Annotated in this window: 24 protein-coding genes; 10 read left to right on the top strand and 14 right to left on the bottom strand. The window is 64.9% G+C overall.

The window, feature by feature from the left end; translation table 11 throughout:
- Positions 1-39: 39 nt before the first annotated feature.
- Positions 40-1,431 carry a family 43 glycosylhydrolase gene (locus ACL58G_RS20700; protein ID WP_440963001.1) on the bottom strand — a complete coding sequence of 464 codons (1,392 nt, stop codon included), beginning with the start codon at positions 1,429-1,431 and terminating at the stop codon, positions 40-42.
- Positions 1,432-1,692: 261 nt separating this feature from the next.
- On the opposite strand from ACL58G_RS20700, the gene ACL58G_RS20695 reads away from it, so the two are divergent.
- Positions 1,693-2,715 (top strand): LacI family DNA-binding transcriptional regulator, encoded by a 1,023-nt coding sequence (locus tag ACL58G_RS20695; RefSeq protein WP_440963000.1) that lies wholly within the window; start codon positions 1,693-1,695, stop codon positions 2,713-2,715.
- 16 nt (positions 2,716-2,731) lie between these two features.
- Here the strand turns inward: ACL58G_RS20695 and ACL58G_RS20690 are convergent, their stop codons facing one another.
- The 3 genes from ACL58G_RS20690 to ACL58G_RS20680 form a co-directional block, all read right to left on the bottom strand.
- The gene (locus ACL58G_RS20690; protein ID WP_440962999.1) at positions 2,732-5,356 is read right to left on the bottom strand and encodes a TonB-dependent receptor; all 2,625 of its coding nucleotides are present in this window, start codon (positions 5,354-5,356) and stop codon (positions 2,732-2,734) included.
- A gap of 302 nt (positions 5,357-5,658) precedes the next feature.
- Positions 5,659-6,744 carry an arabinan endo-1,5-alpha-L-arabinosidase gene (locus tag ACL58G_RS20685; protein WP_440962998.1) on the bottom strand — a complete coding sequence of 362 codons (1,086 nt, stop codon included), beginning with the start codon at positions 6,742-6,744 and terminating at the stop codon, positions 5,659-5,661.
- A gap of 109 nt (positions 6,745-6,853) precedes the next feature.
- On the bottom strand, positions 6,854-7,027 hold the full coding sequence (locus tag ACL58G_RS20680) for a hypothetical protein (protein ID WP_413388608.1): 174 nt from the start codon (positions 7,025-7,027) through the stop codon (positions 6,854-6,856).
- A gap of 250 nt (positions 7,028-7,277) precedes the next feature.
- On the opposite strand from ACL58G_RS20680, the gene ACL58G_RS20675 reads away from it, so the two are divergent.
- Entirely contained in the window at positions 7,278-8,789 is a 1,512-nt protein-coding gene (locus ACL58G_RS20675) for a hypothetical protein (protein WP_440962997.1), read from the top strand.
- Here ACL58G_RS20675 and ACL58G_RS20670 read toward each other — a convergent pair whose 3' ends face one another.
- The 3 genes from ACL58G_RS20670 to ACL58G_RS20660 all read right to left on the bottom strand — a co-directional run bounded on the left by ACL58G_RS20670 (position 8,790) and on the right by ACL58G_RS20660 (position 10,944).
- A complete protein-coding gene (locus tag ACL58G_RS20670; RefSeq protein WP_440962996.1) occupies positions 8,790-9,107 on the bottom strand; it encodes a hypothetical protein in 318 nt (105 codons plus the stop codon).
- A 39-nt stretch (positions 9,108-9,146) separates the two neighbouring features.
- Positions 9,147-10,310: a tyrosine-type recombinase/integrase gene (locus ACL58G_RS20665; protein WP_440962995.1), complete on the bottom strand. Its 1,164-nt coding sequence runs from the start codon at positions 10,308-10,310 to the stop codon at positions 9,147-9,149.
- Between the two features lie 73 nt (positions 10,311-10,383).
- Positions 10,384-10,944 (bottom strand): TetR/AcrR family transcriptional regulator, encoded by a 561-nt coding sequence (locus ACL58G_RS20660; protein WP_440962994.1) that lies wholly within the window; start codon positions 10,942-10,944, stop codon positions 10,384-10,386.
- 119 nt (positions 10,945-11,063) lie between these two features.
- Between ACL58G_RS20660 and ACL58G_RS20655 the strand changes: the two genes are divergently transcribed.
- The 3 genes from ACL58G_RS20655 to ACL58G_RS20645 all read left to right on the top strand — a co-directional run bounded on the left by ACL58G_RS20655 (position 11,064) and on the right by ACL58G_RS20645 (position 12,648).
- The gene (locus ACL58G_RS20655) at positions 11,064-11,864 is read left to right on the top strand and encodes an SDR family NAD(P)-dependent oxidoreductase (protein WP_440962993.1); all 801 of its coding nucleotides are present in this window, start codon (positions 11,064-11,066) and stop codon (positions 11,862-11,864) included.
- A 70-nt stretch (positions 11,865-11,934) separates the two neighbouring features.
- A complete protein-coding gene (locus ACL58G_RS20650) occupies positions 11,935-12,213 on the top strand; it encodes a hypothetical protein (RefSeq protein WP_036229288.1) in 279 nt (92 codons plus the stop codon).
- An 87-nt stretch (positions 12,214-12,300) separates the two neighbouring features.
- The gene (locus ACL58G_RS20645) at positions 12,301-12,648 is read left to right on the top strand and encodes a hypothetical protein (protein ID WP_413388614.1); all 348 of its coding nucleotides are present in this window, start codon (positions 12,301-12,303) and stop codon (positions 12,646-12,648) included.
- Positions 12,649-12,652: 4 nt separating this feature from the next.
- Here ACL58G_RS20645 and ACL58G_RS20640 read toward each other — a convergent pair whose 3' ends face one another.
- Genes ACL58G_RS20640 through ACL58G_RS20625 form a run of 4 tightly spaced genes read right to left on the bottom strand, consistent with a single transcriptional unit; the run spans position 12,653 to position 15,482 of the window.
- On the bottom strand, positions 12,653-12,988 hold the full coding sequence (locus ACL58G_RS20640) for a four-helix bundle copper-binding protein (RefSeq protein WP_413388615.1): 336 nt from the start codon (positions 12,986-12,988) through the stop codon (positions 12,653-12,655).
- Between the two features lie 32 nt (positions 12,989-13,020).
- Positions 13,021-14,310 carry a Xaa-Pro dipeptidase gene (locus ACL58G_RS20635; RefSeq protein ID WP_413388616.1) on the bottom strand — a complete coding sequence of 430 codons (1,290 nt, stop codon included), beginning with the start codon at positions 14,308-14,310 and terminating at the stop codon, positions 13,021-13,023.
- Complete coding sequence (gene pnuC / locus ACL58G_RS20630) at positions 14,307-14,924, bottom strand: nicotinamide riboside transporter PnuC (RefSeq protein ID WP_440962992.1); 618 nt, start codon at positions 14,922-14,924, stop codon at positions 14,307-14,309. Before pnuC ends, ACL58G_RS20635 begins: the two co-directional genes overlap by 4 nt.
- 60 nt (positions 14,925-14,984) lie before the next feature.
- Positions 14,985-15,482, bottom strand: coding sequence for a pyridoxamine 5'-phosphate oxidase family protein (locus ACL58G_RS20625; RefSeq protein ID WP_413388618.1), 498 nt, complete (start codon positions 15,480-15,482; stop codon positions 14,985-14,987).
- A gap of 161 nt (positions 15,483-15,643) precedes the next feature.
- Here ACL58G_RS20625 and ACL58G_RS20620 point away from each other — a divergent pair, with 161 nt between their 5' ends.
- The 5 genes from ACL58G_RS20620 (at position 15,644) to ACL58G_RS20600 (ending at position 21,452) form a co-directional block, all read left to right on the top strand.
- A complete protein-coding gene (locus ACL58G_RS20620; protein ID WP_440962991.1) occupies positions 15,644-16,831 on the top strand; it encodes a glycosyltransferase in 1,188 nt (395 codons plus the stop codon).
- A 30-nt stretch (positions 16,832-16,861) separates the two neighbouring features.
- On the top strand, positions 16,862-18,535 hold the full coding sequence (gene nadB / locus ACL58G_RS20615; protein WP_413341499.1) for an L-aspartate oxidase: 1,674 nt from the start codon (positions 16,862-16,864) through the stop codon (positions 18,533-18,535).
- Between the two features lie 9 nt (positions 18,536-18,544).
- Positions 18,545-19,453, top strand: coding sequence for a DMT family transporter (locus tag ACL58G_RS20610; RefSeq protein WP_440962990.1), 909 nt, complete (start codon positions 18,545-18,547; stop codon positions 19,451-19,453).
- A gap of 68 nt (positions 19,454-19,521) precedes the next feature.
- A complete protein-coding gene (locus ACL58G_RS20605; protein WP_440962989.1) occupies positions 19,522-20,424 on the top strand; it encodes an NAD-dependent protein deacetylase in 903 nt (300 codons plus the stop codon).
- Entirely contained in the window at positions 20,421-21,452 is a 1,032-nt protein-coding gene (locus ACL58G_RS20600; RefSeq protein WP_440962988.1) for an alpha/beta fold hydrolase, read from the top strand. The genes ACL58G_RS20605 and ACL58G_RS20600 overlap by 4 nt, the downstream gene beginning before the upstream one ends.
- A 120-nt stretch (positions 21,453-21,572) precedes the next feature.
- Here ACL58G_RS20600 and nadC read toward each other — a convergent pair whose 3' ends face one another.
- The 3 genes from nadC to ACL58G_RS20585 form a co-directional block, all read right to left on the bottom strand.
- Positions 21,573-22,448 (bottom strand): carboxylating nicotinate-nucleotide diphosphorylase, encoded by an 876-nt coding sequence (gene nadC / locus ACL58G_RS20595; RefSeq protein WP_413388625.1) that lies wholly within the window; start codon positions 22,446-22,448, stop codon positions 21,573-21,575.
- The gene (gene nadA, locus ACL58G_RS20590; RefSeq protein ID WP_413388626.1) at positions 22,445-23,587 is read right to left on the bottom strand and encodes a quinolinate synthase NadA; all 1,143 of its coding nucleotides are present in this window, start codon (positions 23,585-23,587) and stop codon (positions 22,445-22,447) included. The genes nadC and nadA overlap by 4 nt, the downstream gene beginning before the upstream one ends.
- Before the next feature lie 121 nt (positions 23,588-23,708).
- The gene (locus tag ACL58G_RS20585) at positions 23,709-25,310 is read right to left on the bottom strand and encodes an ABC-F family ATPase (protein WP_440962987.1); all 1,602 of its coding nucleotides are present in this window, start codon (positions 25,308-25,310) and stop codon (positions 23,709-23,711) included.
- Positions 25,311-25,812 lie beyond the last annotated feature (502 nt).

Below are 25,812 nucleotides of genomic sequence, written 5' to 3'. Positions count from 1 at the left end.
TCCTATGCGAGTAAAAAATCTGTGTATCGAATCAGGGCATCAATACACGTAAGGCCAGCCATCCGCCGTAAAACCGATGCGGTTGACGCCCAGCGTCGGATTGCCATTGTTATTGGCATCGTAGTAGTGGTACACCATCAGGGGGCCGTCGCTGTCGGTCATCAGGCTCTGGCCGCCGGGTCCCTTGATGTTGCCGTGCGCGCTCAGGACGATCGTGCCCCCGCCGTTCAGCAAATTGACACCGCCGCGGTCCAGGTAGGGGCCGGTCACCGAGCTCGAACGGCCAACGATGATGCGATAAGTGCTGTTCGCACCGCTGCAGCAGTTATTGATGGACGCGAAGAGGTAGTAATACCCGTTGTAATAGTAGAGATACGAACCCTCCAGTCCCTTCGGACGCTGGGCCAGGTGGTAATTCGTCGTATTGGCCGTCGATTGCTTGCCGGTGGCCGGGTCCAGCTTGATCAGGTAAATGCCGTTCCACCACGATCCGTAGGACATCCACCAGCCGCCCGCCTGGTCCTGGATGATGCAAGGGTCGATGGCGTTGTAGGGCGTCGATGCGCTCGACGTGACCACGGTCCCCAGGTCCGTCCACGTCGTGCTGTTCGGCGTGGACGCACTGGCGACGCCGATGGCCGAGGTCTGCGACCCGTAGCTGGATGCGGAATAGTATTGGTAGTAGGTATTGTTCATCCGCGCCACATTCGGCGCCCACAGCGTGCCACCCTTGGTATAGGTGCCGGTCCACGCAGGTATCGGCGCCAGCGCACTGCCGGCATTCGTGAAATTGATCCGGTCGCTCGAGGACGCCAGCGTATTGTTGGTGCCGTACAGCCAGTAGGTCCCGCCGCCGTCGCGCAGCATGAACGGATCGTGCACGCCCGTCCCGTTGCCGCTCACGGCGCCCGGCGCCGGATACGGATCGGTGCCGGTGCTCACCAGCTGCCATTCCTGGCACAGGCAACCGGACGCGCTCCATTGGTCGATGATGGCGCTCGTCGACGTGTTCGCCTGGTAGACGTCGAGGTACAAGCCGCTATTGACGTTCTTGATCAGATAATTGCCATCGGACGCCTGGGTGACCGTCCACAAGTGATCCGCCGTGCCGTTATCGGCCCATTGGACGATTTGCGCGCCGGCCGATTTCGATCCGCTCGACACACCCAGCAACTGGTGGGTCGCGAGGTTTTCGATGTTGTACTGGCCGCCGCCCATCGGAATGAAATGCCACAACTGCTCGCTGCCGCCGGTATCGCTCCATTGAATCACGTTGGTTCCCGCGGCCTGGCTGGCGCCGGGAATCGCGAGCATCAATCCGCTGTTGACGTTCTTGATCTTGAACTGCACGGCGTCGCTCACGGCCACCTGCGCGCGCGCCTGGGTCGCCAATGCAGTCAGTAATACCAGTCCCACTGCAAATCTTTTCATGAACATCCTCCTGTGAGTAAGTACGTCAACCACGCACGCCTTCCAACAAAAAAGTGGCAGCCGAGGCTGCCACAAAGGCCACGACGGCCAAGGAGACGAGTCGTGGTTGAACGGCCCGCGCCCTTGTGAATCAAGTGACACGGTATATATTTTCGCGACGTGCTTTAACGTTAAACCAATGTTCAATAATACTAGTTGAACGTAAAACTAATTTCAAGGAAAATCCCGACATCCATTCATGCAAGGCTTTCGAATCCACTCATGGCAACCATCAAGGAAGTAGCGGCCCATGCCGGCGTCACGCCGACCACCGTCACCAACGTTCTACGCGGACGCGGCAGGACGAGCGACGCGACCCGGCAGCGCGTGCTCGATGCGGTCGCGCATCTGGGCTATCGTCCCAACCTCGCGGCGCGTGCGCTCGTCGAGCGCAAGGCCCCCACCTTCGCCCTGGTACTTACCTGCATCACGAATCCCTTCTATTCTGAGCTCATGCTGTACGTGGACCAGGCCGCCCGCAAGCACCAGCGCTATCTCATCGTTTGCAACACCGACTACGAAGCAGAAAAGGAAACCCGCTTCCTCGACGAAGTGGCCGGCTCGCTGTCCGACGGCGTCATCGTCGCCAACAATCCGGGCCTGAACGTCGAGCATCTCAAGCAGATCGTCGCGCAGGGCACACCCGTCGTCGTCAACCTGTGGGAAGACCCGGACACGCATCCGGGACTGCCCTGCCTTGCCTTCGACGGCCGCGAGGCGGGACGGATGGCGGCCGGCCATCTGGTCGAACTCGGCCACAGCAAGATCGGCGCGATCATCGCCAGCCCGAAAGACGGCATCCACAACCTGCGCTACCTGGGCTTTCGCGACGTCATGCGCAAGGCCCGCCTGGCTTGCCCAGCTGCGGCGGTGCGGTTTTGCGCGGACACGTTCGAAGGCGGAAAAGCGGCGGCGCTCGACCTGCTGTCCGCCATGCCGGACCTGACGGCGGTCTTCGTCTCGAACGACCTCGCCGCACTGGGCGTCCTCGACGCCGCCGCTCAACTGGGCCGTCCGGTCCCCGCCGCAATGTCGGTGGTCAGCATCACCAACATCATGGTGTCGAGCCAGTCGCGCCCGGCGCTGACGACAGTCGCCATCCCCACTGCCGCGATGGCCGCGCGCGGCGTGGAATTGCTGATGGAAATCCAGGAGCGCAAATACGACGCGCCGCCGATGGAATGCATTCCCGGCCTGGAACTGATCGTCAGGGAATCGACGGCGGCGCCGCGACTGCGCGCCTGAAACATCGACCGTCCGATCAGTTCTTCCAGTTCAGCGCCAGCCCAAACGTACGGTCATAACGGCGGGTATCGCGTGGATACAGGCGCTGGTCGGTCCAGTAATCGACATACTGGAAGTTCAGCAGGTTGGTGGCAGTCAGGGTTACCGACAGGTTCGGCGTGAACTTGTAGCTCAGTGAACCATCCAGCGTGGACATCGGGGCGGCGATCAAATCGCGCGCCGGTGCGCTGCCCGAATTGCTCGGGTGATCGCCATAGACCTCCACGAATTTCGAACGCCAGTTATAGGCGAGGCGCGCCGATACGCCGGCCCTTTCATACAGCGCGACCAGGTTGTACGAATTCTTCGACATGCCGCTGAACGGCTTGCCCTGCAATCCCGGCACGATGGACGACGTCAGGCCGCCTTCCATATAACTGGCATTCGCCTCCATGCCGAAGCCGCCCAGCCAGCCCGGCAGCTTGTCGTAGAACTGGCGGTACGACATTTCCAGGCCTTGCAAATGGCCCTTGTCGGTATTGAACGGACGGCTGGTGTCGTACTTGAGGCCCTGGAACATTTCGGGCACCGATTTGTTGATGATGTAGCCGTCGAAGTTATGCCGGAACACCGTCGCGCTCAGCATGCCGGTCGGTGCGAAATACCATTCCAGCGCCGCATCCAGGTTCTGGCCGGTGAACGGCTTCAGGTTCGGATTGCCGCCGCTGGCCGTCGCCTGTACTGTCGTGCCGTTCGCCGCGACGTAGGCCGTACCGGGATTGAGCTGTGCAAAACTCGGACGCGTCAGGGTCTTCGCGTAGGCAAAGCGCGCAATCACGTCATGCGGCAGCCTGGCCTTGAAGTTCGCGCTCGGCAGCACGTCGGTGCCGCTCGCGCTGACCGGCGTCTCCACGTACTGGCCGTTGACCTGGCTCTTGCCGATCAGGTCGGAGTCGGTCCGCGTCACGCGCACCCCCAGCAGGCCGTCAACGGGAATGGAGCCGACATCGAAGCCGATCTTGCTCGACACGTACATCGACACATTCTTTTCGACGTCCTTGAAGAACGAACCCGGATCGAGTCCCTTGGCGGCCGGGTTGCCCGTCACCGCCTGCCGCACCGTCGCGGTATCGTCCAGCAAGTAGCTCGCGCATGGCGTGTACCAGTTCTGCGTGCCGTAATCGCGCGACAGCGTCGGCGTGTTGCAGGTCATGCCAGGCAACGTCGATGCCTTGACGTTATTCGGCGCAGAGGCGCTGCCCTCGAACGACTTGATCGACTCCGCGGTGCGGCGGTTGGCGCGCACGCCGGCCAGGAATTCCTTGAACAAGCCGTCGGACGCCGGGGTAAAGGTGGCGTCCGAGCGGAAGTCGGTCGAACTCCCCTTGTCGTTGCCGTAACGGTCGAACAGCTGCAACAGGTTGATATTGGCCGCATTGCCGATATCGAAGCCGCTGTATTTCACATACGCGCCGCCGTCGACATTGGTCTTGCCGTACGCGTTCGGCACGGTGGTGATCACGTCCAGGATCGGATTGCGCCAGACGTATTTCGAGTCGGTATGCGCCAGTTCTGAGGTCAGGCGCAAGCCGGGCGTGACCCGCCACTTCGCACCAAGGGCGATCTGGGATGTCTTGTTGTCCGCGTTGCGCGCCTGCGTCGACAGGATCGTGTTGGCGTTCTGCGAAGTCACCGTATCGACTTCCTTGGTGCCGGGTATCATGGTGGCGCTGCTGCTGCTGGCCCAGAACGGAAAGCCCACCAGCAGGTCGGTCTGGTCGTTGCCCTGGAAATGGGAAGCCAGGCCTTCGGCGTAGACTTCCAGGTCGGCGCTGGGTTTGTACTGCGCGGCGAAATTGGCGGCCGTGCGTTTGCGTTTGCCGTAAATCGCCTGCAGGCCCAGCACGTCTGGACCGGTCGCGCCGGCCCCGAGCCAATCCTTCGAGATCGGGAACGACTGGAAGCTGCGCTCTTCCCAGTAATCGCTCTTCACGTACGACGCGCCGATCAGCGCGCCGAACTCGCCGGCACCCGTCTTCCAGCGGTTCGAGAACAGGGCGTTCGCTTCCGGGTTGGTACGGTGCGCCTTGTCCAGGTGGCGCGCGCCGGCGTTCACGCTGACCGTGGCGCCCTTGAAGTCGAACGGGCGATTGGTGCGCACGTCGATCACGCCGGCGATACCGCCTTCGAGCAATTCGGCGCTCTGCGATTTGTACACATCCACGCGCTGCAACATCGTCGATGGAATGTCCGCCAACTGGATATAGCGGCCGGTCGTCGTGAACATTTCACGGCCGTTGAGCAGCGTCGAAATCCCCGGCAGGCCGCGGATCAGCACCGAATTCGCTTCGCCGGCGTCGCGCCGTACCTGGATGCCGGTAACGCGCGCCAGCGTCTCGGCCACGTTCGTATCCGGGAATTTACCGATATCGTCCGCGACGATCGAATCGACGACGTTGTCGGCATCCTGCTTGATTTTCTGCGCCGTTTGCGCGGCCCGGCGCACGCCGGTGACCACCACGACGGTTTTCTGGTCCGCCTGCGGCGCATCGGCCGGGTCGGTTTCCTGTGACCACGCCGGGGCGCTGCCCAGGACGCCCGCTGACGCCAGCGCGGCCACCGTGAGCTTGAGCGCACATGGCGCCGTTGTGTTCTGTTTCATCCTATGTCTCCTCAAGATTTTTACTGTTATCGATGGAACCTGGACAATCACGTCATGTGGTTTATCGTTAAACCACACCGCGCAAAAAAAATGGACGATGCATGTCCGGTCGGAACGAATTTTAGTTTAACGTAAAACCAAAGCGCAAGAAAAATCGCGCCGACGTCCGTGTGCCGTGGTTTTTTTGGCACCGTCCTGTGTGCTCCTGGGTCCACGACGGCCCGTCTCCATGAACGAAGGCATGGCAGTGCGGCGCCCCCGCCATGTTGCGTAGCTAGTCGAGCAATCCGCTTGCGATCCGCTTACTTGCCTGCGAAGACTTTCTGCTCGAACGGTTCCATTTGGAATTTGGATTTGGTGGGGGTTACGGTCGGCCAGCCATCCGCGTCCATGTAAAGCGGCTTGATGTTGAGCACCGAGTTGTAATCGAAAGCCTTGGTGTAGGCGTGATAGACCAAGTAGGTGGTGTCGCCTTCCGAGTAGATGCCGTTATGGCCGCGACCGGGTTCGTTCTCGTCGCCTGCCAGCAGCAGCGAATACTTGTCGTCGACCCAACTGCCGCCATCCTTGGTCAGGTAGGGCCCGGTGATCGTCCTGGAGCGGCCCATCACGATCTGGTAGGTGCTGTTGGCGCCGCTGCAGCAGATGCCGCGCGAGGCAAAGATATAGTAATACTGCGGGTCCTTGATCAGGAAGACACCTTCGCCGAGCGACTTCGTGAGGACCGTTGGCGTGGGCGTTTCCGACAGCAGTTTCCCAGTTTTTCGATCGAGTTCGACCATCCGCAATCCAGCCTTGAAGGATCCGTAGAGCAGGTAGATCTTGCCGTCCTTGTCGATGAACACGTTCGGGTCGATGACGTTGACCCCTTCGCCGCCGTTCTTGTACGAAATGACCTGGCCCTGGTCTTCCCATTTATAGGCCGGATCAGTCGGATCGAGCGTAGTGTTGGTGGCGAGGCCAATGCTGGAATCGAAGTTCATCCAGGCCGATACGGCGTAGTACATCCAGTACTTTCCGTCGTGCCAGGAGATATCGGGTGCCCAGATCTGGGCGCCTTGCGGGATATCACGGCTCCACCAATCGAGCTTGAAGCCATCCGGGAAGACGGCGCCGGCACTCTTCCAGGTGACCATGTCCTTCGAGGTTTTGATGCCGGTGAAGGTGCCAAACACGTAGTAGGTGTCGCCGCCCTTGATCATGACTGGATCATGCACGCCAAGAGCACCTTTGAGCCCGCCGCTTTCAATGTAGTCCGGCAATGGTTTTCCCGCCACGACAGGGACGGCATCGGGCGTCGGCAAAGAAGCGGCGCCGCTTGCCCCGCCACCGCAAGCGGCGAGCAGCAGTAGGGAAAGCAAGCTGGTCGACAATCGGAGTTTGTTCACGGAATTTTTCGTCATCTGCGAGGATCTTTCTTTAAGCTGTAGGAAGGAAGAGCACGAAACCGGCGCTCGGTTGCCGGCGGCATGTTTAACGTTAAATCACTTTCTGAGTTTAACGCAAAACCGCGTTTAAGAAAATCCGCAGCGTTGCGATGCCGGCCCGCGCTTCCGTTGGCTGCCGGGCGTCGTCCGGCAAGTCCGCCACGTCGAAGCGCAACGTGGCGCGGTCGATGGCGTTGGACTGGGCTCCGCCAAGCGACGGCAATTGGCAGGTCGTCGTCTTCAAGCAATTCGTCGTGGACAGTCCAGTCATGGCAGGCGTGCGCGAAGCGGGCCGAATAGGAAAGTCATCCTTTTCAAACCTCAGTATTCTCCCGCTCCAGTAGGAAACTCCTTCCCCAAAGACGCGCTCTCTCGCCCTGACCCCTATCAACAACGCCGAGCCCGTTTGTCACGATAGTGGACGGCGCGGGAATGGCGCCTGCCCTTTGCCGGTTCCAACGCTGCAAGCTATTTCAATGGAAAGGAGTAATGTCGTGAAACATTCTGCTATCGAAATCGGGACTCAACTGGAGGCCGCGGCGCCGCAACTGAGGACTGTGGAGACCATGCTGCAAGACATGGAAAGCAATGTGGCGCCGAATGCGCGCGCGGTCGCGCAGGGAAAATCGAAGCCCTTCCTGCCGACGATGCCTGCGGCCGAGTATGAAGAACTCAAGTCGAAACTGCGGGCACAGGACCGGATGGCCGACAAGCCGGTCGAGGCGGGCATGGAAGCCGAAGCGGAAGCCGAAGCCGAAGCCGAAGCCCTCCCCCGCGCGCCCATCGTCCTCGTCGGTCCGAATTTCGCGGGTGCGACCGACGTCGACGGCCTGATGCCGCCGGACACGCATGGCGCGGTGGGTCTCGATCATTTCGTCGAGGTGACCAACTCCCACATCGATATCTTCCTGCGGACCAATCCCAGCCAGCGCACCAGCATTTCGCTGGCCGCCTTCTTCGGCTATAGCACCCGCGTGCTGTTCGACCCGCGCGCCGTGTACGACAGCGTGTGGAACCGCTGGGTCGTCACGGCGGACGCGTTCCAGGAGTCGAGCACGCGCCAGCTCTTCTTCGTCGCGATCTCCACCACGTCGAATCCGCTCGGCGCGTATTTCATCTACGCGCTGAACGTGACCTTCAATGCGGGCGATTTCTGGGATTACCCGCAGCTCGGCTACGACCAGGACGCGGTCATCATCACGGCCAACGTCTTCACGTCGTCCGGCGGATTCCGGGGTGCGGACATGTTCGCGGTGGCGAAAGCGCGCCTGTACAACGGGCTCGGCTTCTCGGTTCCCGTCTTCACGGGCCTGCGCGCCACGCTCGCGCCGCCGATCGTGCTCGACCAGAATGCCCGCACGTACCTGGTCGCCGCATCGGGCGGCAGCAGTCTGAGCCTCTACACGCTCACCAATTCGAGCCGGCCGAACGCGATCCAGCTGACGGGGCCGGTGAGCGTGGCGGTGCCCGTCTACACCGCGCCGCCCGACGCGCCGCAGCCGGGCACGACGTCCACGCTGGATACGCTCGACGGCCGCTTCGTCAATGCCAGCACGCAGACCGGCGACTTCCTGTGGCAGGTTCATACCGTCAACCTGGTGGGCTATGCGGCGCCCAAGTTCTACCAGATCAATACGGCCACCAGTGCGCTCGTGCAGAGCGCGTTCTTCTTCGGGACGTCGACGTCGTTCGACTTCAACGCGTCGATCGCCGCCAACAGCGCGAACGACATCTACGTGACCTGGACGATGACCGACCCGCCACGCGGTACCAACGCCCAGGTGCGGTTCTCGGGCTTCGACCACAACAACGGCACCACGTATTCGCTGAGCCCGGGCATCGCGGCGTTCACGAGTCCGACGTTCTTCACGGGCGGCCGCTGGGGCGATTATTCCGCAGTGACGGTGGATCCGCGCAACACGCGGCGCGCGTGGCTGGTCAACGAGGATGTCCTGACCAACCACGACTGGGGCAGCCGGATCGTCGGCATCGGCTTCGCGTCGTGATCAGCGGATGCCGCTGTCGTAAATGATGCGTACCGGCGTGAACTGGTCCTTTCCCACCGTGACCGTTTGCGCCGGCGCCTGCGGATAGATGGCCTCGGATTCGGGTTGCACGACGTACGTGCCGGGTTCGAGGACGATGTGGAACCGGCCGTCGGAATCGCTGCGGACCTCCGCCACGCGGCGCCCTGCCCCATCCGCGACGGCGATCAGCGCCTGGTACGGGCGCTGGTTGACCATGCCCGGCCATTCGACCGGGCTCACCGGGCGCAGGATCACCTCGCCGTCGATACCGCTGGTAGCGTGAGCTGGAAGCACCATGCATCCAGTATAGTCACGAAAACGCGCAGCGTAAGGCGCTTACAGAATGCCGCGGCCGTTCACGGAAGCGATGATCTCGTCGTAGCGCTCGTTGTCGGTCTTGTGCAGATAAGCGGCCGTCGTCGCGATGTTCGCATGGCCCGCCGTGTCCTGCAGCGTCTTCAGCTGCACGCCGTTGTTCGCATGGTTCGTCAGCATGCTGTGGCGCAGCCAGTGCGCGGATGCCTGGCGCAGCGTGGCGGCCGTGTCGGCGTCGCCGCGCCCGTCCGCGACGCCTGCCGCGTCGGCGAAGATCGCCTTGATGGCTTCCGAGGCCGCTTCGTCCGTGATGCGCGCGAGCTCGCGGCTGCGGCTGGACAGGACGAGCGGCGTGCGGTCGGTCCGGCCCGTCTGCGGCAACAGGCCGAACGCCTGGCGGTAGGCTCGAAACGCGTCCAGCATGTCCGGCGGCACCGGCAGGCGACGCGGCTTGTTGCCCTTGCCGAGGACGTCGATCCACCAGCGGCCATTCCCTTCCGTGTAGATCGAGCCCATCGACGCACCCACGATCTCGTTCAGGCGCGCACCCGTATGCGCGAAGGCGACGAGCAGGAAGCGGTCGCGGGCGCGGCGCTTGAGCGCGGCCGGCGTGTCGGCAGCACGGCGTGCGACGGTCTCCAGCGCCAGCGCGATCGCGCCCTGCGTCAGGTAGCGCGTAATGCGGCTGGCGGACGGCGCCCGGACGTTGCGCACGAGCGCGCCCGGGTTGCGGCGCAGGTAGCCTGTCTGCTCGGCAAAACCCAGCAGGCCCTTCACGGCGATCATCGCCTGTCTCCGGCTCGCGTCGGACAGCGGTCCCGTGAACGGCCGGTAGCGCGCATCGGTGCGTGGCCATTTCGTCGTGCAGACCCACTCGGGCGGCGGGTTCTTGAGGAATTCCTTGTACGCGTTCAGGTCGGCGACGTTCAGCTGGGCCAGCGTCTTTTTTGCTTCCTCGCGGCACCAGGTCAGGAAGCGGAACAATTCCTTCTGGGTGTTCTGGATGGATTTCGCGCTCAGTTCGCCGTGGGCGATGAATTCGCGCGCCAGTTCGATGTCCGTGGTCGCTTCCGTGATCGCGTCCTCGGCCTGGCGGTACATCTTGACGTGCAGGCGACCGCTCGCGCCGGTCGTGATCGCTTCCGGTATCGTTGGACCAAGGTCGATGGGCGTGAAGTTCGGCATGGCGGCGCTGGGATGACTGTGTTTTTATACAGTATAGCAGCTCGGCCGCCGGCGGCCCAGCGCCGGCGTTGATTTAGTCCAGAAGTCGCTGCCGCGTCGCGGCCAGGATCTCGTCGCCCAGCGCCGGATCGTCGACCGCCCGCGCGAGCGTCACCGCGCCCACCATCGCGGCCAGCGCCAGCATGGCGTCGGCCCGCGCGTCCGCCTCGGCGCGGCGCTTGCCGGGCAGCGCGCGCATCAGGCGGTCGATGGCGCCCTTCACGTGGGCGGTGAACGGGCCGCGGGTGGCCGGCTCCTTCGCGCTGTCGGCCGCGAGCGCCGTCATCAGGCAGCCCGCGCCGGCGCCGTCGACGTGGCGCCGGCTCAGGTACAGGTCGAGGTAGGCCGCGATGCCCTGCTCCGCCAGGATGCGGTCGAAATCGGCCTGCGTCCGCGACGACAGGTCGGCCAGCGCCTCGGCCATCAGCGCTTCCTTGGACGCGAAGTGGTTGTAGAACGGTCCGTGCGTGAGGCCGGTCGCCTTCATGATCTCGCCGACGCTGACGCCCGCGAAGCCGCGTTCGCGGAACAGCCGGCCCGCCTCCTCGAGGATGCGGCGGTGCTTGGCGGCGGTTTCTTCCGGTGGATAGCGCATGTCTATCGCCTCCATATAAATTGTGAGGTTGACTTCAAACATTATATCCATCATGCTTCGTCCATACAAACATGACGTCCATCATGTTTGCTTTCAACCCCACCATCGAGGAGCACATCATGAGCAAAGCACAGCAAGGCACGGCCATCGTCACCGGCGCATCCGCAGGCCTGGGCAGGATTTACGCGGACCGCCTGGCGCGGCGTGGCTACGACCTCGTCATCGTCGCCCGCCGCGGCGACAAGCTCGCTGAACTGGCCGAGACGCTGACCACCGAATATGGCGTGCAGGTTCGTCCCTTCGTTGCCGACCTGAGCCGCAGCGACGACGTGGAGCGCCTGGCCGACCTGATCCGTGACGATGCCAGCATCACCATGCTCGTGAACAACGCGGGCGTGTCGGTGTCCGGTGCGGCGGCGACCTTGAATCCGGCCGATGTCGCCTGGCAGCAGGCGATCAACGTGGACGCGGTCAACCGACTGAGTCTTGCCGCCCTGCCGCAATTCCTGGCGCGCAACCGCGGTACGCTCGTGAACATCGCCTCGATCCTCGGGTTCGGCTTCCTGCCGACGAGCACCTTCTACAGCGCCGGCAAGGGCCATGTCGCGAACCTGACGCGCGCCCTTCAGTACGAGGTGCAAGGCACGAACGTCCGCGTGCAACTGGTGGCGCCGTCCGTGACTGCCACCGAGATCTGGGAAGAAGACCGCCTGAATGCGATGGACCCGCGCATCGTGATGACGGCCGAGGATTGCGTGGACGCGGCCCTGGCCGGCCTCGACCTGGGCGAACAGGTGACCTTCCCGTCCGTCGAGGATGCGCAACTGTGGAAGAATTTCGAGGAAGCCGCCGCCAGACTGATGCAGGGCGCGATGAGCGGCAAGCCGGCCTCGCGCTACCTGACCGCCGCGCACGCTTGAACCGCGTTTGCAGCCCGCCCGCGCCTACGGGACAATGACCGTGACGACCAGCACACCGAAAGGAGCATGCATGAGCATCACGGTAAAGAACACGACGCCCGACACGACCCGCGTCACCCTGTTCGGCGAATTGCGCGACGGCAGCTTCGACGCGAAGATCATGGCCGAGACCGACGTACCCTACACGCGCTGCTGGGAAGATGAGGTCGAGCAGCGCATCGTCTACATCCAGCCCGATCCCGACCAGCTGAAGGCGATCCTGGCCGCGCTCAACGAGCGCCGGCTGACGATCGAACAATTGCAGGAGTTCGGCAGCGTGGGCGGCGGCACGTCCGAGATTCCGGTCTGATCCTACACGCGCACGCCTTGCCTGCCGACAGACGGGCGGCGCGCGCGCGGCGACAATCGCTCATCAATTGACACTTCAGGAGGCGACATGAACGCGAAATCGACGACGATCGGTGTCGGCAACCCGACCAGCGGCGAAGAAGGCAGCACGCTGACCCACGAGACGATGGCCGAGACGGGCGGCAGCGGCACCCAGCCGCGTCCGGAAGAGGAAGCGCCGCTGGCGCGCGGCACCAGCCAGTCCGGCGAGGCCGGCAACCGCCAGGGCCAGCCGGACGAGCCGGCGGAAGGCGAAGGCACGGCCGCGACAGCCATCAACCGCGGCTACCAGGACACGCGCAGCCGCCAGGCCAGCCCCGGTTCGACGGGTCTCGGCGCGCCGGAAACGGGCGGCAACCAGAGCGAAGACGACCTGGCGCCGCCCCGCCGCGACTGACCGCTCAGGCGGCGCCGGCCATGCGCCGGCACGCCTCCGCGCAGGCGCGGCACGCCTGCGCACACGCCTGGCAATGGTCCATCGGATGTTTGCCGCACTCGTCGCCGCAGGCCGTGCACACGTCGGCGCACAGGCGGCACAGGTCGCGGGCAAAATCGCCGCCCCGCGCCATGAAGGCGGCGGCCGTGCGGCAGATCTGGGCGCAGTCCATGTCCAGTGCGATGCAGCGCGCCATCATCTTGACGTCGTCTTCCTTCAGACATGCCGTCGAACAGTTGTCGCAGGCGGCGGCACACACATAGCAGGCGTCGATACAAGCTTTAAAATTGTCGTTAGACATCACTTCTCCCGTCGGTCGTGGATAGGTGACGTCTATTTTCGCGCAGCGCTCCGGATGACGGCGCCGCCCTTCATGACGAAGTCCACGCGCGTCAGCGCGGCCGGATCCGCCAGCGGATCCCCGCTGACCGCCACGATGTCCGCATACTTGCCCGGCGTGATCGACCCCACGCGATCCTTCCAGCCCAGCAGGTCGGCGCCATTGATTGTCGCGGCCTGGAGCGCCTGCATGGGCGTCATGCCGTACTTGACCATGTAAAAGAACTGGCGGGCATTGTCGCCGTGCGGATAGACGCCGGCGTCGGTGCCGAACGCCATCTTGTCGCCGGCCTTGAACGCCTTGCGGAAGTTATCGCGCTGCAGTTGCCCGACCATGCGCTCCTTCTCCAGCGACTCCGGCAGCATCCCGGCCCTGGCGCCTTCCTGCAGGATGAAGTCGTCGTTATAGATGTCCATCACGAGATACGTCCCCTTTTCACGCGCGAGGCGGATGCCCTCGTCGTCGATCAGGCTCGCATGCTCGACCGAGTCGACGCCGGCCAGGATCGCGTCGCGGATGCTGCTCGCGCCATGCGCATGCGCGGCCACGCGGCGGCCCAGTTTATGGGCTTCCTCGACGATCGCCTTCATCTCTTCCAGCGTCAGTTGCTGGGCGCCCGCCTCGTCGCCTTTCGACAGCACGCCGCCGGACGCGCAGATCTTGATGGTGTCGGCGCCGAACTTCGCCATCTCGCGCACCTTGGCGCGTGCCGCCCACGGACCGTCGGCCACGCCGTTCTCCGTGAAATGGAAATCGTGCGGCAACAGGTTGTTGTCGCAGTGGCCGCCCTGGATGCCGATGGCGTAGCCGGCCACGCGCATGCGCGGACCGGGCAGCTCGCCGTCGTTGATGGCGTCGCGCAGCGCCACGTCGCCGAAGCCGCTCGCGCCCACGTTGCGCACCGTCGTGAAGCCGGCTTCCAGCGTGCGCCGCGCCGCGTACGCGCCGTACATGGCGGCGCGGATGTCGGACACGCCCAGTGACCGGTAGCCGTGCAGGTTCGGGTCGCCGGTCAGGTGCACGTGGGCATCGATCAGGCCCGGGAGCACGGTCTCGCGCGACAAATCGATCACCTGGGCGCCCGCCGGCACGGTCGTGTTCGCGCTGGGACCGACGGCCGTGATGCGTTCGCCGCTGACGAGGATGGTCTGGTCCCGCAGTACCTTGCCGCCGACGACGTCGACCAGTTGGCCGGCGCGGATGGCGACGACCTGGTCGGCGGCGGTGGCCGACAACGTGAACGTAAGGATGGCCAGTGCGGCCGCGAGCGGTGTCTTGTTCATGGGGTTGGGCTCTCGGATAAAAGAGGTTGCGCGGCCAGTCGGTACCAGCTGCGCCAGGAAACGATGGCATTGATCCAGAAGCCGCCGTACAGCACGGCCGTCAGGACGAGGTCGCGGCTCAGGTAGAGCGGTGCGGCGATGGAGTTCACCAGCAGCCAGAACGCCCAGTTCTCGACGCGGCGCTGCATCATGAGCACCTGGCCGATGACGGAAAAGACGAGGACGGCGGAATCGAGGAAAGGCGCGTATGCGCTGGTCGTGAAGTGCAGCAACGCCCCGTAGGCGGCCGTGGCGGCGATGCCCACCGGCACGGTCCACAAGAGGCTGGCAGCGCCGGCGTGCGTGATCGGCAGCGGGTCGCCATGGTCGCCGCGCACCCATTTCCACCAGCCGACGACGCTGGTGGCGACGAAGAACGCCTGCAGGGCGACGTCGGCATACAGGCGGTTCTGGGCGAACAGCGCGCCGAACAGCGTGCAGCCGACGATGCCCGTCCACCACGTGTGGACGTTGTTGCGTCCGGCCAGCAGGATGGACACCGCGACAAATCCGTTCGCCGCCAGTTCGAGCGGCGCGATCATCGCGTCCGGCCCTGCCCGTCCCTGTCCATGCACGCTCCTTCAAAGAAGCGTGTACTGTACGCCAGCCACTCCGATTATTGCAAGAGAGGAATGTTATAGCTTCAGTGTGCGGTGTTCGGCATCCATGTCCGGTCGCGTTCCCGTCACGGCGGCTTTTGCGATGGCAAACAGGCGCACCATCTTGCTGTCGTTCGAATCCCAGTATTCGACGGAGTGCGGCTCGACGCGGATCAGCACGGCGTGCTCGTCGTCCGGACCGGCCGGGAACCACGCCTGCACGCCCGCGTTCCACATCGCGCGGATGCGTTCGCGGTCGACGACGCGCTCGGCCAGGCCGCTGACCGACACGAACAGGCTGTCTTCCGGCTTCGCGAACGACAGGTTCACTTGCGGCCGGTGCGCGATGCAATCCCACAGCGCGGTCTGCGTGGACGTGAAGAACCAGACGCCGCCCGCGTCGTCGACCTCTTCCTGTGTCATCGGCTGGCTCAGCAGGTGGCCGTGTTCGTCCTGCCACGTGAACATGGGAAAGCGGACTTCCTTGATCCTCGATTTCAGGTCGGCGATGTCTTTGCTGTCGTGTGTGCTCATGGCGATTCCTTGTACGGATGGAGCCCCATCGTAGCGCGCGCCCACCTGTGGTTCGGTGCGGCGGCGAACCTTTGAGGCCGGTCAACAGTGCCCGCAAGCAGAAAAAATGCCACGTTGCAGCGCAATATAATCTGCCATCTCGTCTCATTTTCGGGTGATGCATGGGTTCCCTCTTCGAGCCGGACGAGCGGCCGCGTCTCGTCGTCCACGTGGTCGACGCGCTCGATGCCGCCCTCACCGGGACCAGCCTGCTGAACCTGATCCGCCTCCTGCCGCCCGAGCGCTATCGCCACGCCATCGTCTGCATGCACGACCGCTTCGGCCATCACGCCGACGTTCGCGAGCACGGCGTCGAGGTCGTCAACCTGCACAAGCGGTCCGGGTCCGATCCCCTGCACTACGTGCGCATGTACGGCGTCTTGCGCGCGCTGCGGCCCGACCTCATCCACACCCGTGACGGCGCCGGGCTGCCCGCCCAGGTGGTCGCGGCGCTGGCCGGGGTCAAGCTGCGCGTGCATGCGGAACACGGACGCGGCGCGGCGGATGGCGGACGGGGCGTCGGTACCCGCCTGCTGCGCCGGCTGCTGTGTCCGCTCGTCGACCATTACATCGCGGCCAGCAGCGACCTCGAGGAATGGCTCGTCGAATCCGTGGGCGCGGAACCGGCGCGCGTGTCGCAGATCGCGAGCGGCGTCGACAGCGTGCAATTCCATCCGCGGCTGGGGCCGTCCGCCGCCGTCGGCCCGCCCGGGTTCATGCACGACGGGGCATTCGTCGTCGGGAGCGTCGGCCGCATGGATGCCGACGGCAACCACACGACCCTCGTCGAGGCGTTCCTGCGCCTGATCGCGTCGCCGCATCCGGCGCACCAGCGGTTGAAGCTGCTGCTCGTCGGCGACGGGCCCGAGCGCGCCGAATGCCAGGCGCTGCTGCACCGGGCCGGCGTGGCGGCGCGTGCCTGGCTGCCGGGCGCCCGCGCCGACGTGGCGCAGCTGCTGCGGGCGATGGACCTGTTCGTGCTGCCGGCGCGCGCGGAGGACCGGTCGGGCGCGATCCTGCAGGCGATGGCGACGGGGTTGCCGGTCGTCGCGGCGGCCGTCGGCGGCAATACGGAGCTCGTCCACCCGGGCTTTACGGGCATCCTCGTGCCGCCGAAGTCGACGGAATTGCTGGCGGCGGCGATCGCCGACTACTGCAGGATCCCGGACATGGCGGCCCGCCACGGCGCCCGCGCGCGCAGCCAGGTGATCGCGCGCCACAGCATGCCGGCGATGGCCCGCGATGTCCTCGCCGTCTACGATGCCCTCACGGGCGGCGAGGCGCCGGGGAGCGTCCGCGGCGGATGCTGAACAGCGCCATCTTCCACATGCCCGCGCCAAATCGTCTATAGTGATGCCTCTTTACAAAAGCAAAACCAAGAGAGTGCGATGAAATTTGACGTAGCCATCGTCGGCAGCGGCCTCGCCGGCCTGTCGGTTGCCCTTCATCTGGCGCAAACCCGCAAGGTCGCCATCATCTCCAAGCGCGAGCTCCTCGACGGTGCCAGCAACTGGGCGCAGGGCGGCATCGCCGCCGTGCTGGACTCGGGCGACAGCCACGACCAGCATATCGCCGACACCCTCGTCGCCGGCGCCGGCCTGTGCGACGAAGCGGCCACCCGCTACATCGTCGAGCACGGGCGCGAGGCGATCGAATGGCTGATCGAGCAAGGCGTGCCGTTTACCCGCGACGAGACCGCGGAACTCGGCTTCCACCTGACCCGCGAGGGCGGGCACAGCCAGCGCCGCATCATCCACGCCGCGGACGCCACGGGCCACGCCGTGCAGGTGACGCTGGAACAGAAAGTGCGCGCGCACCCGAATATCACCCTGTTCGAGCATCACTGCGCGATCGACGTGATCACGTCCGATAAACTGCAGCCGGACGGCGTGCATGCCGGGCCGGCCCTCGTCGGCCAGCCGCGCTGCCATGGCCTGTACGTGCAGGACGAACAGAGCGGCAGGGTGCAGACGTTCGAGGCGGAGCACACCGTGCTCGCCACCGGAGGCGCCGGCAAGGTCTACCTGTACACGACGAACCCCGACACCGCGACGGGCGACGGCATCGCGATGGCCTGGCGCGCCGGTTGCCGCGTGTCGAACATGGAGTTCATCCAGTTCCACCCGACCTGCCTGTACCACCCGTTCGCGAAATCGTTCCTGATCACGGAAGCCGTGCGCGGCGAAGGCGGATTGCTGAAACTGCCGCCCGAGGCGGGACCCGCGGCCGGCACGCGCTTCATGCCCGCGCACGACGACCGCGGGGAACTGGCGCCGCGCGACGTCGTCGCCCGCGCCATCGACTTCGAGATGAAGAAGCGCGGCATCGACTACGTCCACCTGGACATCACGCACAAGAGCCCGGAATTCATCAAGGAACACTTCCCGACGATTTACGCGCGCTGCCTGGAGCTGGGCATCGACATCACGAAGGAACCGATTCCCGTCGTGCCGGCCGTCCACTTCACGTGCGGCGGGGTCGTGACCGATTTGTCCGGCCGCACCGACATCCCGGGCCTGTACGCCGTCGGCGAGACTGCCTACACGGGCCTGCACGGCGCCAACCGCCTGGCCAGCAACTCGCTGCTGGAATGCCTCGTCGTCGGCCGCGCGTGCGCCCACCAGATCGCCGCGGCGCCGTCCGTCGACGTGCCCGCGCTGCCCGCGTGGGACGAAAGCCGCGTCACCAATGCGGACGAGGAAGTGGTCATCGCCCACAACTGGGACGAGCTGCGCCGCTTCATGTGGAACTACGTCGGCATCGTGCGCACGACCAAACGCCTGGAACGGGCACAGCACCGCATCAAGCTGCTGAAGGAAGAGATCGACGAGTACTACCGCAACTTCCGCGTCACCAACGACCTGCTGGAGCTGCGCAACCTCGTCGAGGTGGCGCACCTGATCGTGCGGAGCGCGCTGTCGCGCCACGAAAGCCGCGGCCTGCATTTCTCGCGCGACTATCCGGACACGCTGCCGAAGGCATTGCCCAGCGTGCTGACGCCGCGCCGCCGCTAATTCGGGTAGATGAATCAGAAGCTTACGCCGTCGACCGTCCTGCTGCTGACCGTCCCGCCCCTGCTGTGGGCGGGTAACGCCATCGTGGGACGGCTCGTGCGCGCGGCCGTGCCGCCGATGACGCTGAACCTGCTGCGTTGGGTCATCGCGCTGGCCGTCCTGTTGCCGCTCGGGTGGGCGACGTTGCGCCAGGCCGGCGTGCTGGACGCGATTCGCACGCGTTGGCACCGCTATGCGCTGCTGGGGCTGCTGGGCATCGGCATGTACAACTCCCTGCAGTATCTCGCGCTGCAAAGCTCCACGCCCATCAACGTCACCCTCGTCGCCTCGGGCATGCCCGTGTGGATGATGCTCGTCGGACGGCTGTTCTATGGCGTGGCCGTACGGACGCGCCAGGTGATCGGCGCGTTGCTGTCGATCGTCGGCGTGCTCGTCGTGCTGTGCCGCGGCGACGTCGGCCAGCTGCTTGCGCTGCGCCTCGTCGCGGGCGACCTGTACATGATCCTCGCGACCATCGCGTGGTCGTTCTACAGCTGGATGCTGCTGCAGCCGCAGGACGAGCCCGCCTTGCGCGCCGACTGGGCCGCGTTCCTCGGCGCGCAGGTGGCGTTCGGGCTGTTGTGGTCGGCCGGTTTTGCCGGCGTCGAGTGGTCGCTGGGCGCAGCGGCCATCGCGTGGAGCTGGCCCGTCGTGGCGGCCCTGCTGTTCGTGGCCGTGTGCCCGGCCGTGCTCGCGTTCGCCATGTGGGGCGCGGGCATCCGCCGTGCCGGGCCGGGCATCGGGGCCTTCTTCGTCAACCTGACGCCGCTGTTCACGGCGCTGCTGTCGTCCGCCTTCCTGGGCGAGCTGCCCCATGCCTACCACGTGCTCGCGTTCCTGCTGATCGTCGGCGGGATCGTCGTGTCCGCCAAACGTTGAAGCAGCCGTAACGTGTTTCTGTGCGGGCATCGGAGATGTTACGATCCCGGCGGAAGGAGCACATCAAGATGGCTGAAGCATTCACCGCCCACGACCACGCGGCGCGGATCGCCGCATTCCTCGACCGCCACCCGCGCGCGCTCGTACTGACGGGCGCGGGGTTGTCGACCGCATCCGGCATTCCCGATTACCGCGACCGCGACGGCACCCGCCGCGGCAAACCCCCGATCCACGGCCCGGATTTCCGCAAATCCGAGGCCGTGCAGCGGCGCTATTGGGCGCGCAGCATGATCGGCTGGCCCGTGCTCGCGCAGGCCCGGCCGAATCGCGGCCATGCCGCGATCGCGGGGCTGGAGCGGATCGGCAGGATCGGTTCCGTGCTGACGCAGAACGTCGATGGCCTGCACGGCCAGGCCGGATCGCACGGCGTGCTGGAATTGCACGGCAATATCCATACGGTCGTGTGCCTCGAATGCACGGCGATCTTCCCGCGCGCCTTCGTGCAGGGCCAACTGGAGGATTTCAATCCGCACATGGCGGGTGCGAACGCGACGCCGCTGCCGGATGGCGATGCGTCCGTCGAACCGACGGAACTCGCCAGCTTCCGGCTGCCGTACTGCACGTGCTGCGGCGGGACCTTGATGCCCAACGTGGTGTTCTTCGGCGATAACGTCCCGCCGGCACGCACGGCCATCGCTCTGGAACAGATGGAACGGGCGGACGCGCTGCTGGTCGTCGGCTCATCGCTGATGGTCTATTCCGGCTTCCGGTTCTGCCGCATGGCGCAGGCCGCCGGCAAGCCGATCGCCGCCATCAACCTCGGCCGCACGCGCGCCGACGACCTCCTCGACATCAAGATCGAAGAATCGGCCGAGCGGGTGCTCCCGCTCGCGCTGGACATGCTCATCAAAGGGTCGGAGCAAACGGAGCGAGACACGCCATCCATACCACTCGACGGGGGAATACTGTGACGAAAACGTTAAGCAGCACTGGTGTCAAACCCTGGCAGGCCGGCGCATTGCTGGCCGGTCTCGGCCTCGCGGCCTCTTATTTCTATGTGCGTTCGAAAACGAAACAGGCGGAGGCGGAGAATCCGCCGCAGGGCCGCTTCGTCAAGGTCGACGGCGTGCGCCTGCATTACGTGGAACGGGGCAGCGGCCCCGCGCTGGTCCTGCTGCACGGGAACGGCGTGCTGGCCAGCGATTTCCAGACGAGCGGCCTGATGGACAAGGCGGCCGAGCACTACCGCGTGATCGCGTTCGACCGCCCCGGCTTCGGCTACAGCGAGCGGCCGCGCAGCAAGGTGTGGACGCCGCAAGCCCAGGCGCGGCTGCTCCATCACGCGCTGCAGGAGATCGGCGTCGATTCGGCCATCGTGCTGGGCCACTCGTGGGGCACGCTCGTCGCGCTGTCGATGGCGCTGGAAGTGCCGGACTTCGTGCGCGGCCTCGTGCTGCTGTCGGGCTACTACTACCCGAGCCTGCGCGCGGACGTGCCGCTGCTGTCCGGCCCCGCGATCCCGGTCGTGGGCGATTTGATGCGGTACACGATCTCGCCGCTCGTCACGCGCATGCTGTGGCGTCCGCTGACGAAGCGCGTGTTCTCGCCGCAGCCGGTCGACGCCCGTTTCCGCGAGCTTCCCGTGTGGATGCTGCTGCGTCCGAGCCAGCTGCGCGCCAGCGCGGCGGAGACGGCGCTGATGGTGCCGTCGGCCGTGGCGCTGGCCAGGCGTTATCCGGAGCTGAAGGTGCCCGTGGTGGTGATGGCCGGCACCAAGGACAAGATCGTCGACTTCGGCCACAACTCGGAGCGGCTGGACGAGCGCCTGCCGGATAGCGAGCTGCAGTTGCAGCCCGGCGTCGGGCACATGACGCATTATGCGCATCCGGAGAAGGTGCTGGCCGCGGTCGACGAGATCGCGGGGCGCGTTGGAGAGTCCGTGTATCGGAGGAATCCGCAGGCGGAGGCGTTGGCGAGGGCCAGCGAAAGCGGGACGTAAAGCGAAGAGCGGAACGTAAAAAAACACCGTCGCTCCCGCGCAGGCGGGAGCCCAAGCTTGCGTGATCAGGCACAAAAAATTGGGTTCCCGCCTCCGCGGGAACGACGGGTCTTGGGGCTCTCAGCCAATAATGCGCAGCGAGTAGTCCGTCGCCTTGACGTCCTTGGTCAGGCCGCCGATCGAAATCCGGTCGACCCCGGTCTCGGCGATCGCACGTACGGTCTGCATATTGATGCCGCCGGACGCTTCCAGCAACGCCCGTCCCTCGTTGATGCGCACCGCTTCGCGCATCATGTCCAGGTCAAAATTGTCGAGGAGGACCGACGTTGCGCCAGCCGCAAGCGCTTCTTCCAGTTCGGCGATCGACTCCACCTCGATCTGGATCGACACACCCGCGTTCAGCGCGGTCGCCGCCTGCAGCGCCGGCGTGATGCCGCCCGCGGCCGCGATGTGGTTTTCCTTGATCAGGATGCCATCGTATAGCGCCATGCGCTGGTTCGCGCCGCCGCCCACGCGCACGGCGTACTTCTGCGCCTGGCGCAGCCCCGGCAGCGTCTTGCGCGTGTCGAGGATCTGCGCCCTGGTGCCGGCGATGACGTCGACATAGGTGCGCGTGGCCGACGCGACGCCGGACAGCAGTTGCAGGAAGTTCAGCGCCGAGCGCTCCGCCGTCAGCAGCGAGCGCGGCGAGCCCTCGATCGTGCAGACGACGCTGTCGGCCGCCATCACGTCGCCCTCGGCATATTTCCAGTCGATCTCGATGTCCTGGTCGACGGCGAGCATGACGCCTTCGAACCACGGCGCGCCGCACAGGACGGCCTGCTCGCGCACGATCACGCGCGCCTTCGCGCGGGGCGCTTCCGGCACGAGCTTGCCGGTCAGGTCGCCGCTGCCGACGTCTTCCAGCAGCGCGGCCAGCAGGTTCTGTTCGAATGCGGCCTGCAGCTTGTCGTCGAACTGGCCTTCGTCGGCGTAAGGGTTGCGGAGATTGCTCATGCGGGACCGATTCCTTTGAAGAGGTTGGCTTCCTGCTCCAGCGCGCCGGTCGGCAGCGCCTTCGCCTTCTTGGCGGCGGCGAAGTCGAGCATGCGGTCGATGGCGCGCTTGGCCTGCTTGCCGATTTCCGGATCGACGAAGATCTCGTTTTTACTGTCAGAGGCTTGCAGCACGTCGGCCAGGTTCTGCAGGCCGTTCATCGCCATCCACGGGCAGTGCGCGCAGCTCTTGCAGGTGGCGCTGTTGCCCGCCGTCGGGGCTTCGATCAGGGTCTTGCCCGGCGCGGCCATGCGCATCTTGTGCAGGATGCCGTTGTCGGTGGCGACGATGAAGTGCGTCGCATCCATCGTCTGCGCCGCGTTGATCAGCTGGGTGGTCGAGCCGACGACGTCCGCCTGGGCGACGACGTTGGCCGGCGATTCCGGGTGCACGAGGACTTTCGCGTGCGGGTACTCCGCGCGCAGCAGGTCCAGTTCGATGCCCTTGAACTCGTCGTGCACGAGGCAGGAACCCTGCCACAGCAGCATGTCGGCACCCGTCTGCTTCTGGATATACGAGCCCAGGTGGCGGTCCGGCGCCCACAGGATCTTCTTGCCCTGGTCGTGCAGGTGCTTGACGATGTCCAGGCCGATCGACGAGGTCACCATCCAGTCCGCGCGCGCCTTCACGGCGGCGGACGTGTTCGCGTAGACGACGACCGTGCGGTCCGGATGCTGGTCGCAGAACGCGGCGAACTCGTCGGCCGGGCAGCCCAGGTCCAGCGAGCAGGTCGCGTCCAGGTCCGGCATCAGGATCGTCTTTTCCGGGCTCAGGATCTTCGCCGTCTCGCCCATGAAGCGCACGCCCGCCACGACGAGCGTCCTGGCGGGATGATCGCGGCCGAAGCGCGCCATTTCCAGCGAGTCCGACACGCACCCGCCCGTTTCCTCGGCGAGGTCTTGCAGGTCGGCATCGACGTAGTAGTGCGCTACGAGGACGGCTTCGCGCTCTTTCAGCAGGCGGCGGATGCGGTCCTTCAGCGCGGTCTTTTGTTCGACTTCGAGCGGCGACGGGGTACGGGCCCAGGCCTCGGCGGTGGAACACGCGCCGCCGACCGGCCGGTCGTATTCAAAGATTTTAACGGGGGCAATGGTATTCATATACAAATTGTACTCTCCGAAACGAAGGCGGGCACGGGGTGCCCACCCTACGGCACGCGCCACGTAGGGTGGGCACCCCGTGCCCACCGTTCATGCGCGAATCATGTTCGCGTCACAAAAATCAATCCAGACCCTGGCTCTTCAGGTAATCCTCGTAATTGCCCTGGAAGTCGATGATGCGGTCTTCCTTGATCTCCAGGATACGGGTCGCCAGCGACGACACGAACTCGCGGTCGTGCGACACGAAGATGAGGGTGCCTGCGTATTTATCCAGCGCGATGTTCAGCGACTCGATCGATTCCATGTCCATGTGGTTCGTCGGCTCGTCGAGCAGCAGGACATTGTGACGGCCCAGCATCAGCTTGCCGTACATCATGCGGCCCTTCTCGCCACCGGACAGCACGCGCACGGACTTCTTGACCTCGTCGCCGCCGAACAGCAGGCGGCCCAGGATCGAGCGCACGGCCTGGTCGTCGTCGCCTTCCTTCGTCCACTTGCCCATCCAGTCGGTCAGGTTCAGGTCGGTGGCGAATTCTTCCGTCGGATCCTGCGGCATGTAGCCCGGATTCGCATTCTCGGCCCACTTCACGCGGCCGGTGTCGGCGTCGAGACCCGTGATCGGGCCGCTGCCGATGCAACGCAGCAACGTGGTCTTGCCGGCGCCGTTGGCACCGATGATCGCGATGCGTTCGCCGGCCTCGACCATGATCGAGAAATTCTTGAACAGCTGGCGGTCGTACGATTTCGACAGGCCTTCCGTCTCGACGGCCAGGCGGTGTAGTTTCTTCTCGCCTTCGAAGCGGACGAACGGATAGGCGCGCGAGGACGGCTTGAATTCCTCGATCTTGATCTTGTCGATCATCTTGGCGCGCGACGTGGCCTGGCGGGCCTTGGACTTGTTCGCGGAGAAGCGGCGCACGAAGTCCTGCAGCTCGGCGACCTTCTCTTTCGCCTTCGCATTGTTGGCCAGCTGCTGGTTGCGGGCCTGCGTCGACGCTTCCATGTAGTCGTCGTAATTACCCGGATAGACCTTCAGCGTGCCGTAGTCCATGTCGGCGACGTGCGTGCAGACCGAGTTCAGGAAGTGGCGGTCGTGCGAGATGATGATCATCGTCGAGTTCCGCTGGTTCAACATGTCGGCCAGCCAGCTGATGGTGTGGATGTCCAGGTTGTTGGTCGGTTCGTCGAGCAGCAGGATGTCCGGATCCGAGAACAGGGCCTGCGCCAGCAGCACGCGCAGCTTCCAGCCCGGCGCCACGGCGCTCATCGGGCCCTGGTGCAGGTCGGTGGCGATGCCCAGGCCCAGCAGCAGTTCGCCGGCGCGCGCTTCGGCCGAGTAGCCGTCGTATTCGGCGACCTTGCCTTCGAGCTCGGCCGCTTTCATGTAGTCCTCGTCGGTCGCTTCCGGATTCGCGTAGATGGCGTCGCGTTCGCGGATGGCTTCCCACAGTTCCGTGTGGCCCATCATGACGACGTCGAGGACGCGCACGTCTTCGTAGGCGAACTGGTCCTGGCGGAGCTTGCCGAGGCGCTCGTGCGGGTCGAGGCTGACGTTGCCGGCGGACGGCTCGAGGTCGCCACCGAGGATCTTCATGAAGGTCGACTTGCCGCAGCCGTTGGCGCCGATGAGGCCATAACGGTTGCCGTCGCCGAACTTGACGGAAATATTTTCGAACAGCGGCTTGGCGCCGAACTGCATCGTGATGTTGGCTGTACTTAACATTAGTACCTGTCTATTTCTTTAGGAGAATCAACGGCTTAATGCCGAAACAACCATTATACAACACCGCCATAACCCGCTGTATGAACCGATGAAAAACAATAGGCGTCGAGCCAAGTCGAGGAAACGCGCGCGGCGACATGCCGAGGTGAACAGTGTGGGGAATCGAAGTGTGGCTGCCAGCCTAGCGCTGACAGCCTGGGGCCGAACTGTGGCTACTACAATAACGCGATATGGTCCGAGACCCCGACAGTGGTCACTGGAACGTGATTTTCCGTGCCCGTGGCGCTATACACGTCGTGTGCCGCCAACGTCCCGACATTGGTATCGTTTGCTTTCGTTGCCGCGAGATAGTCTGTATCGGAGGTCGGGCTGATCGACCCTGGATTCTGCCAGTAGCCGCCCCTCTTTTTTCCGCCACTTGGGGAACATCGGGCAGCTTGATATCGCCGCCACCATTCGACCCGCCCCCGCTCCCGCCCGTCGAGTCACCGCCACCGCCGGA

This window comes from Massilia sp. GER05 (assembly GCF_052056005.1).
Classification (GTDB): domain Bacteria; phylum Pseudomonadota; class Gammaproteobacteria; order Burkholderiales; family Burkholderiaceae_D; genus Telluria; species Telluria orientalis.
The sequence above is the reverse complement of the archived record's forward strand: the minus strand, read 5'-3'. Positions and strand labels throughout refer to the sequence as shown.

What these genes read in the sequence shown, in the direction of transcription:
- ACL58G_RS20700 (WP_440963001.1), bottom strand. Translation starts at nt 1,431, where the DNA reads ATGAAAAGATTTGCAGTGGGACTGGTATTACTGACTGCATTGGCGACC.
- ACL58G_RS20695 (WP_440963000.1), top strand. Translation starts at nt 1,693, where the DNA reads ATGGCAACCATCAAGGAAGTAGCGGCCCATGCCGGCGTCACGCCGACC.
- ACL58G_RS20690 (WP_440962999.1), bottom strand. Translation starts at nt 5,356, where the DNA reads ATGAAACAGAACACAACGGCGCCATGTGCGCTCAAGCTCACGGTGGCC.
- ACL58G_RS20670 (WP_440962996.1), bottom strand. Translation starts at nt 9,107, where the DNA reads ATGGTGCTTCCAGCTCACGCTACCAGCGGTATCGACGGCGAGGTGATC.
- ACL58G_RS20665 (WP_440962995.1), bottom strand. Translation starts at nt 10,310, where the DNA reads ATGCCGAACTTCACGCCCATCGACCTTGGTCCAACGATACCGGAAGCG.
- ACL58G_RS20660 (WP_440962994.1), bottom strand. Translation starts at nt 10,944, where the DNA reads ATGCGCTATCCACCGGAAGAAACCGCCGCCAAGCACCGCCGCATCCTC.
- ACL58G_RS20655 (WP_440962993.1), top strand. Translation starts at nt 11,064, where the DNA reads ATGAGCAAAGCACAGCAAGGCACGGCCATCGTCACCGGCGCATCCGCA.
- ACL58G_RS20650 (WP_036229288.1), top strand. Translation starts at nt 11,935, where the DNA reads ATGAGCATCACGGTAAAGAACACGACGCCCGACACGACCCGCGTCACC.
- ACL58G_RS20645 (WP_413388614.1), top strand. Translation starts at nt 12,301, where the DNA reads ATGAACGCGAAATCGACGACGATCGGTGTCGGCAACCCGACCAGCGGC.
- ACL58G_RS20640 (WP_413388615.1), bottom strand. Translation starts at nt 12,988, where the DNA reads ATGTCTAACGACAATTTTAAAGCTTGTATCGACGCCTGCTATGTGTGT.
- ACL58G_RS20635 (WP_413388616.1), bottom strand. Translation starts at nt 14,310, where the DNA reads ATGAACAAGACACCGCTCGCGGCCGCACTGGCCATCCTTACGTTCACG.
- ACL58G_RS20625 (WP_413388618.1), bottom strand. Translation starts at nt 15,482, where the DNA reads ATGAGCACACACGACAGCAAAGACATCGCCGACCTGAAATCGAGGATC.
- ACL58G_RS20620 (WP_440962991.1), top strand. Translation starts at nt 15,644, where the DNA reads ATGGGTTCCCTCTTCGAGCCGGACGAGCGGCCGCGTCTCGTCGTCCAC.
- ACL58G_RS20610 (WP_440962990.1), top strand. Translation starts at nt 18,545, where the DNA reads ATGAATCAGAAGCTTACGCCGTCGACCGTCCTGCTGCTGACCGTCCCG.
- ACL58G_RS20605 (WP_440962989.1), top strand. Translation starts at nt 19,522, where the DNA reads ATGGCTGAAGCATTCACCGCCCACGACCACGCGGCGCGGATCGCCGCA.
- nadC (WP_413388625.1), bottom strand. Translation starts at nt 22,448, where the DNA reads ATGAGCAATCTCCGCAACCCTTACGCCGACGAAGGCCAGTTCGACGAC.
- nadA (WP_413388626.1), bottom strand. Translation starts at nt 23,587, where the DNA reads ATGAATACCATTGCCCCCGTTAAAATCTTTGAATACGACCGGCCGGTC.
- ACL58G_RS20585 (WP_440962987.1), bottom strand. Translation starts at nt 25,310, where the DNA reads ATGTTAAGTACAGCCAACATCACGATGCAGTTCGGCGCCAAGCCGCTG.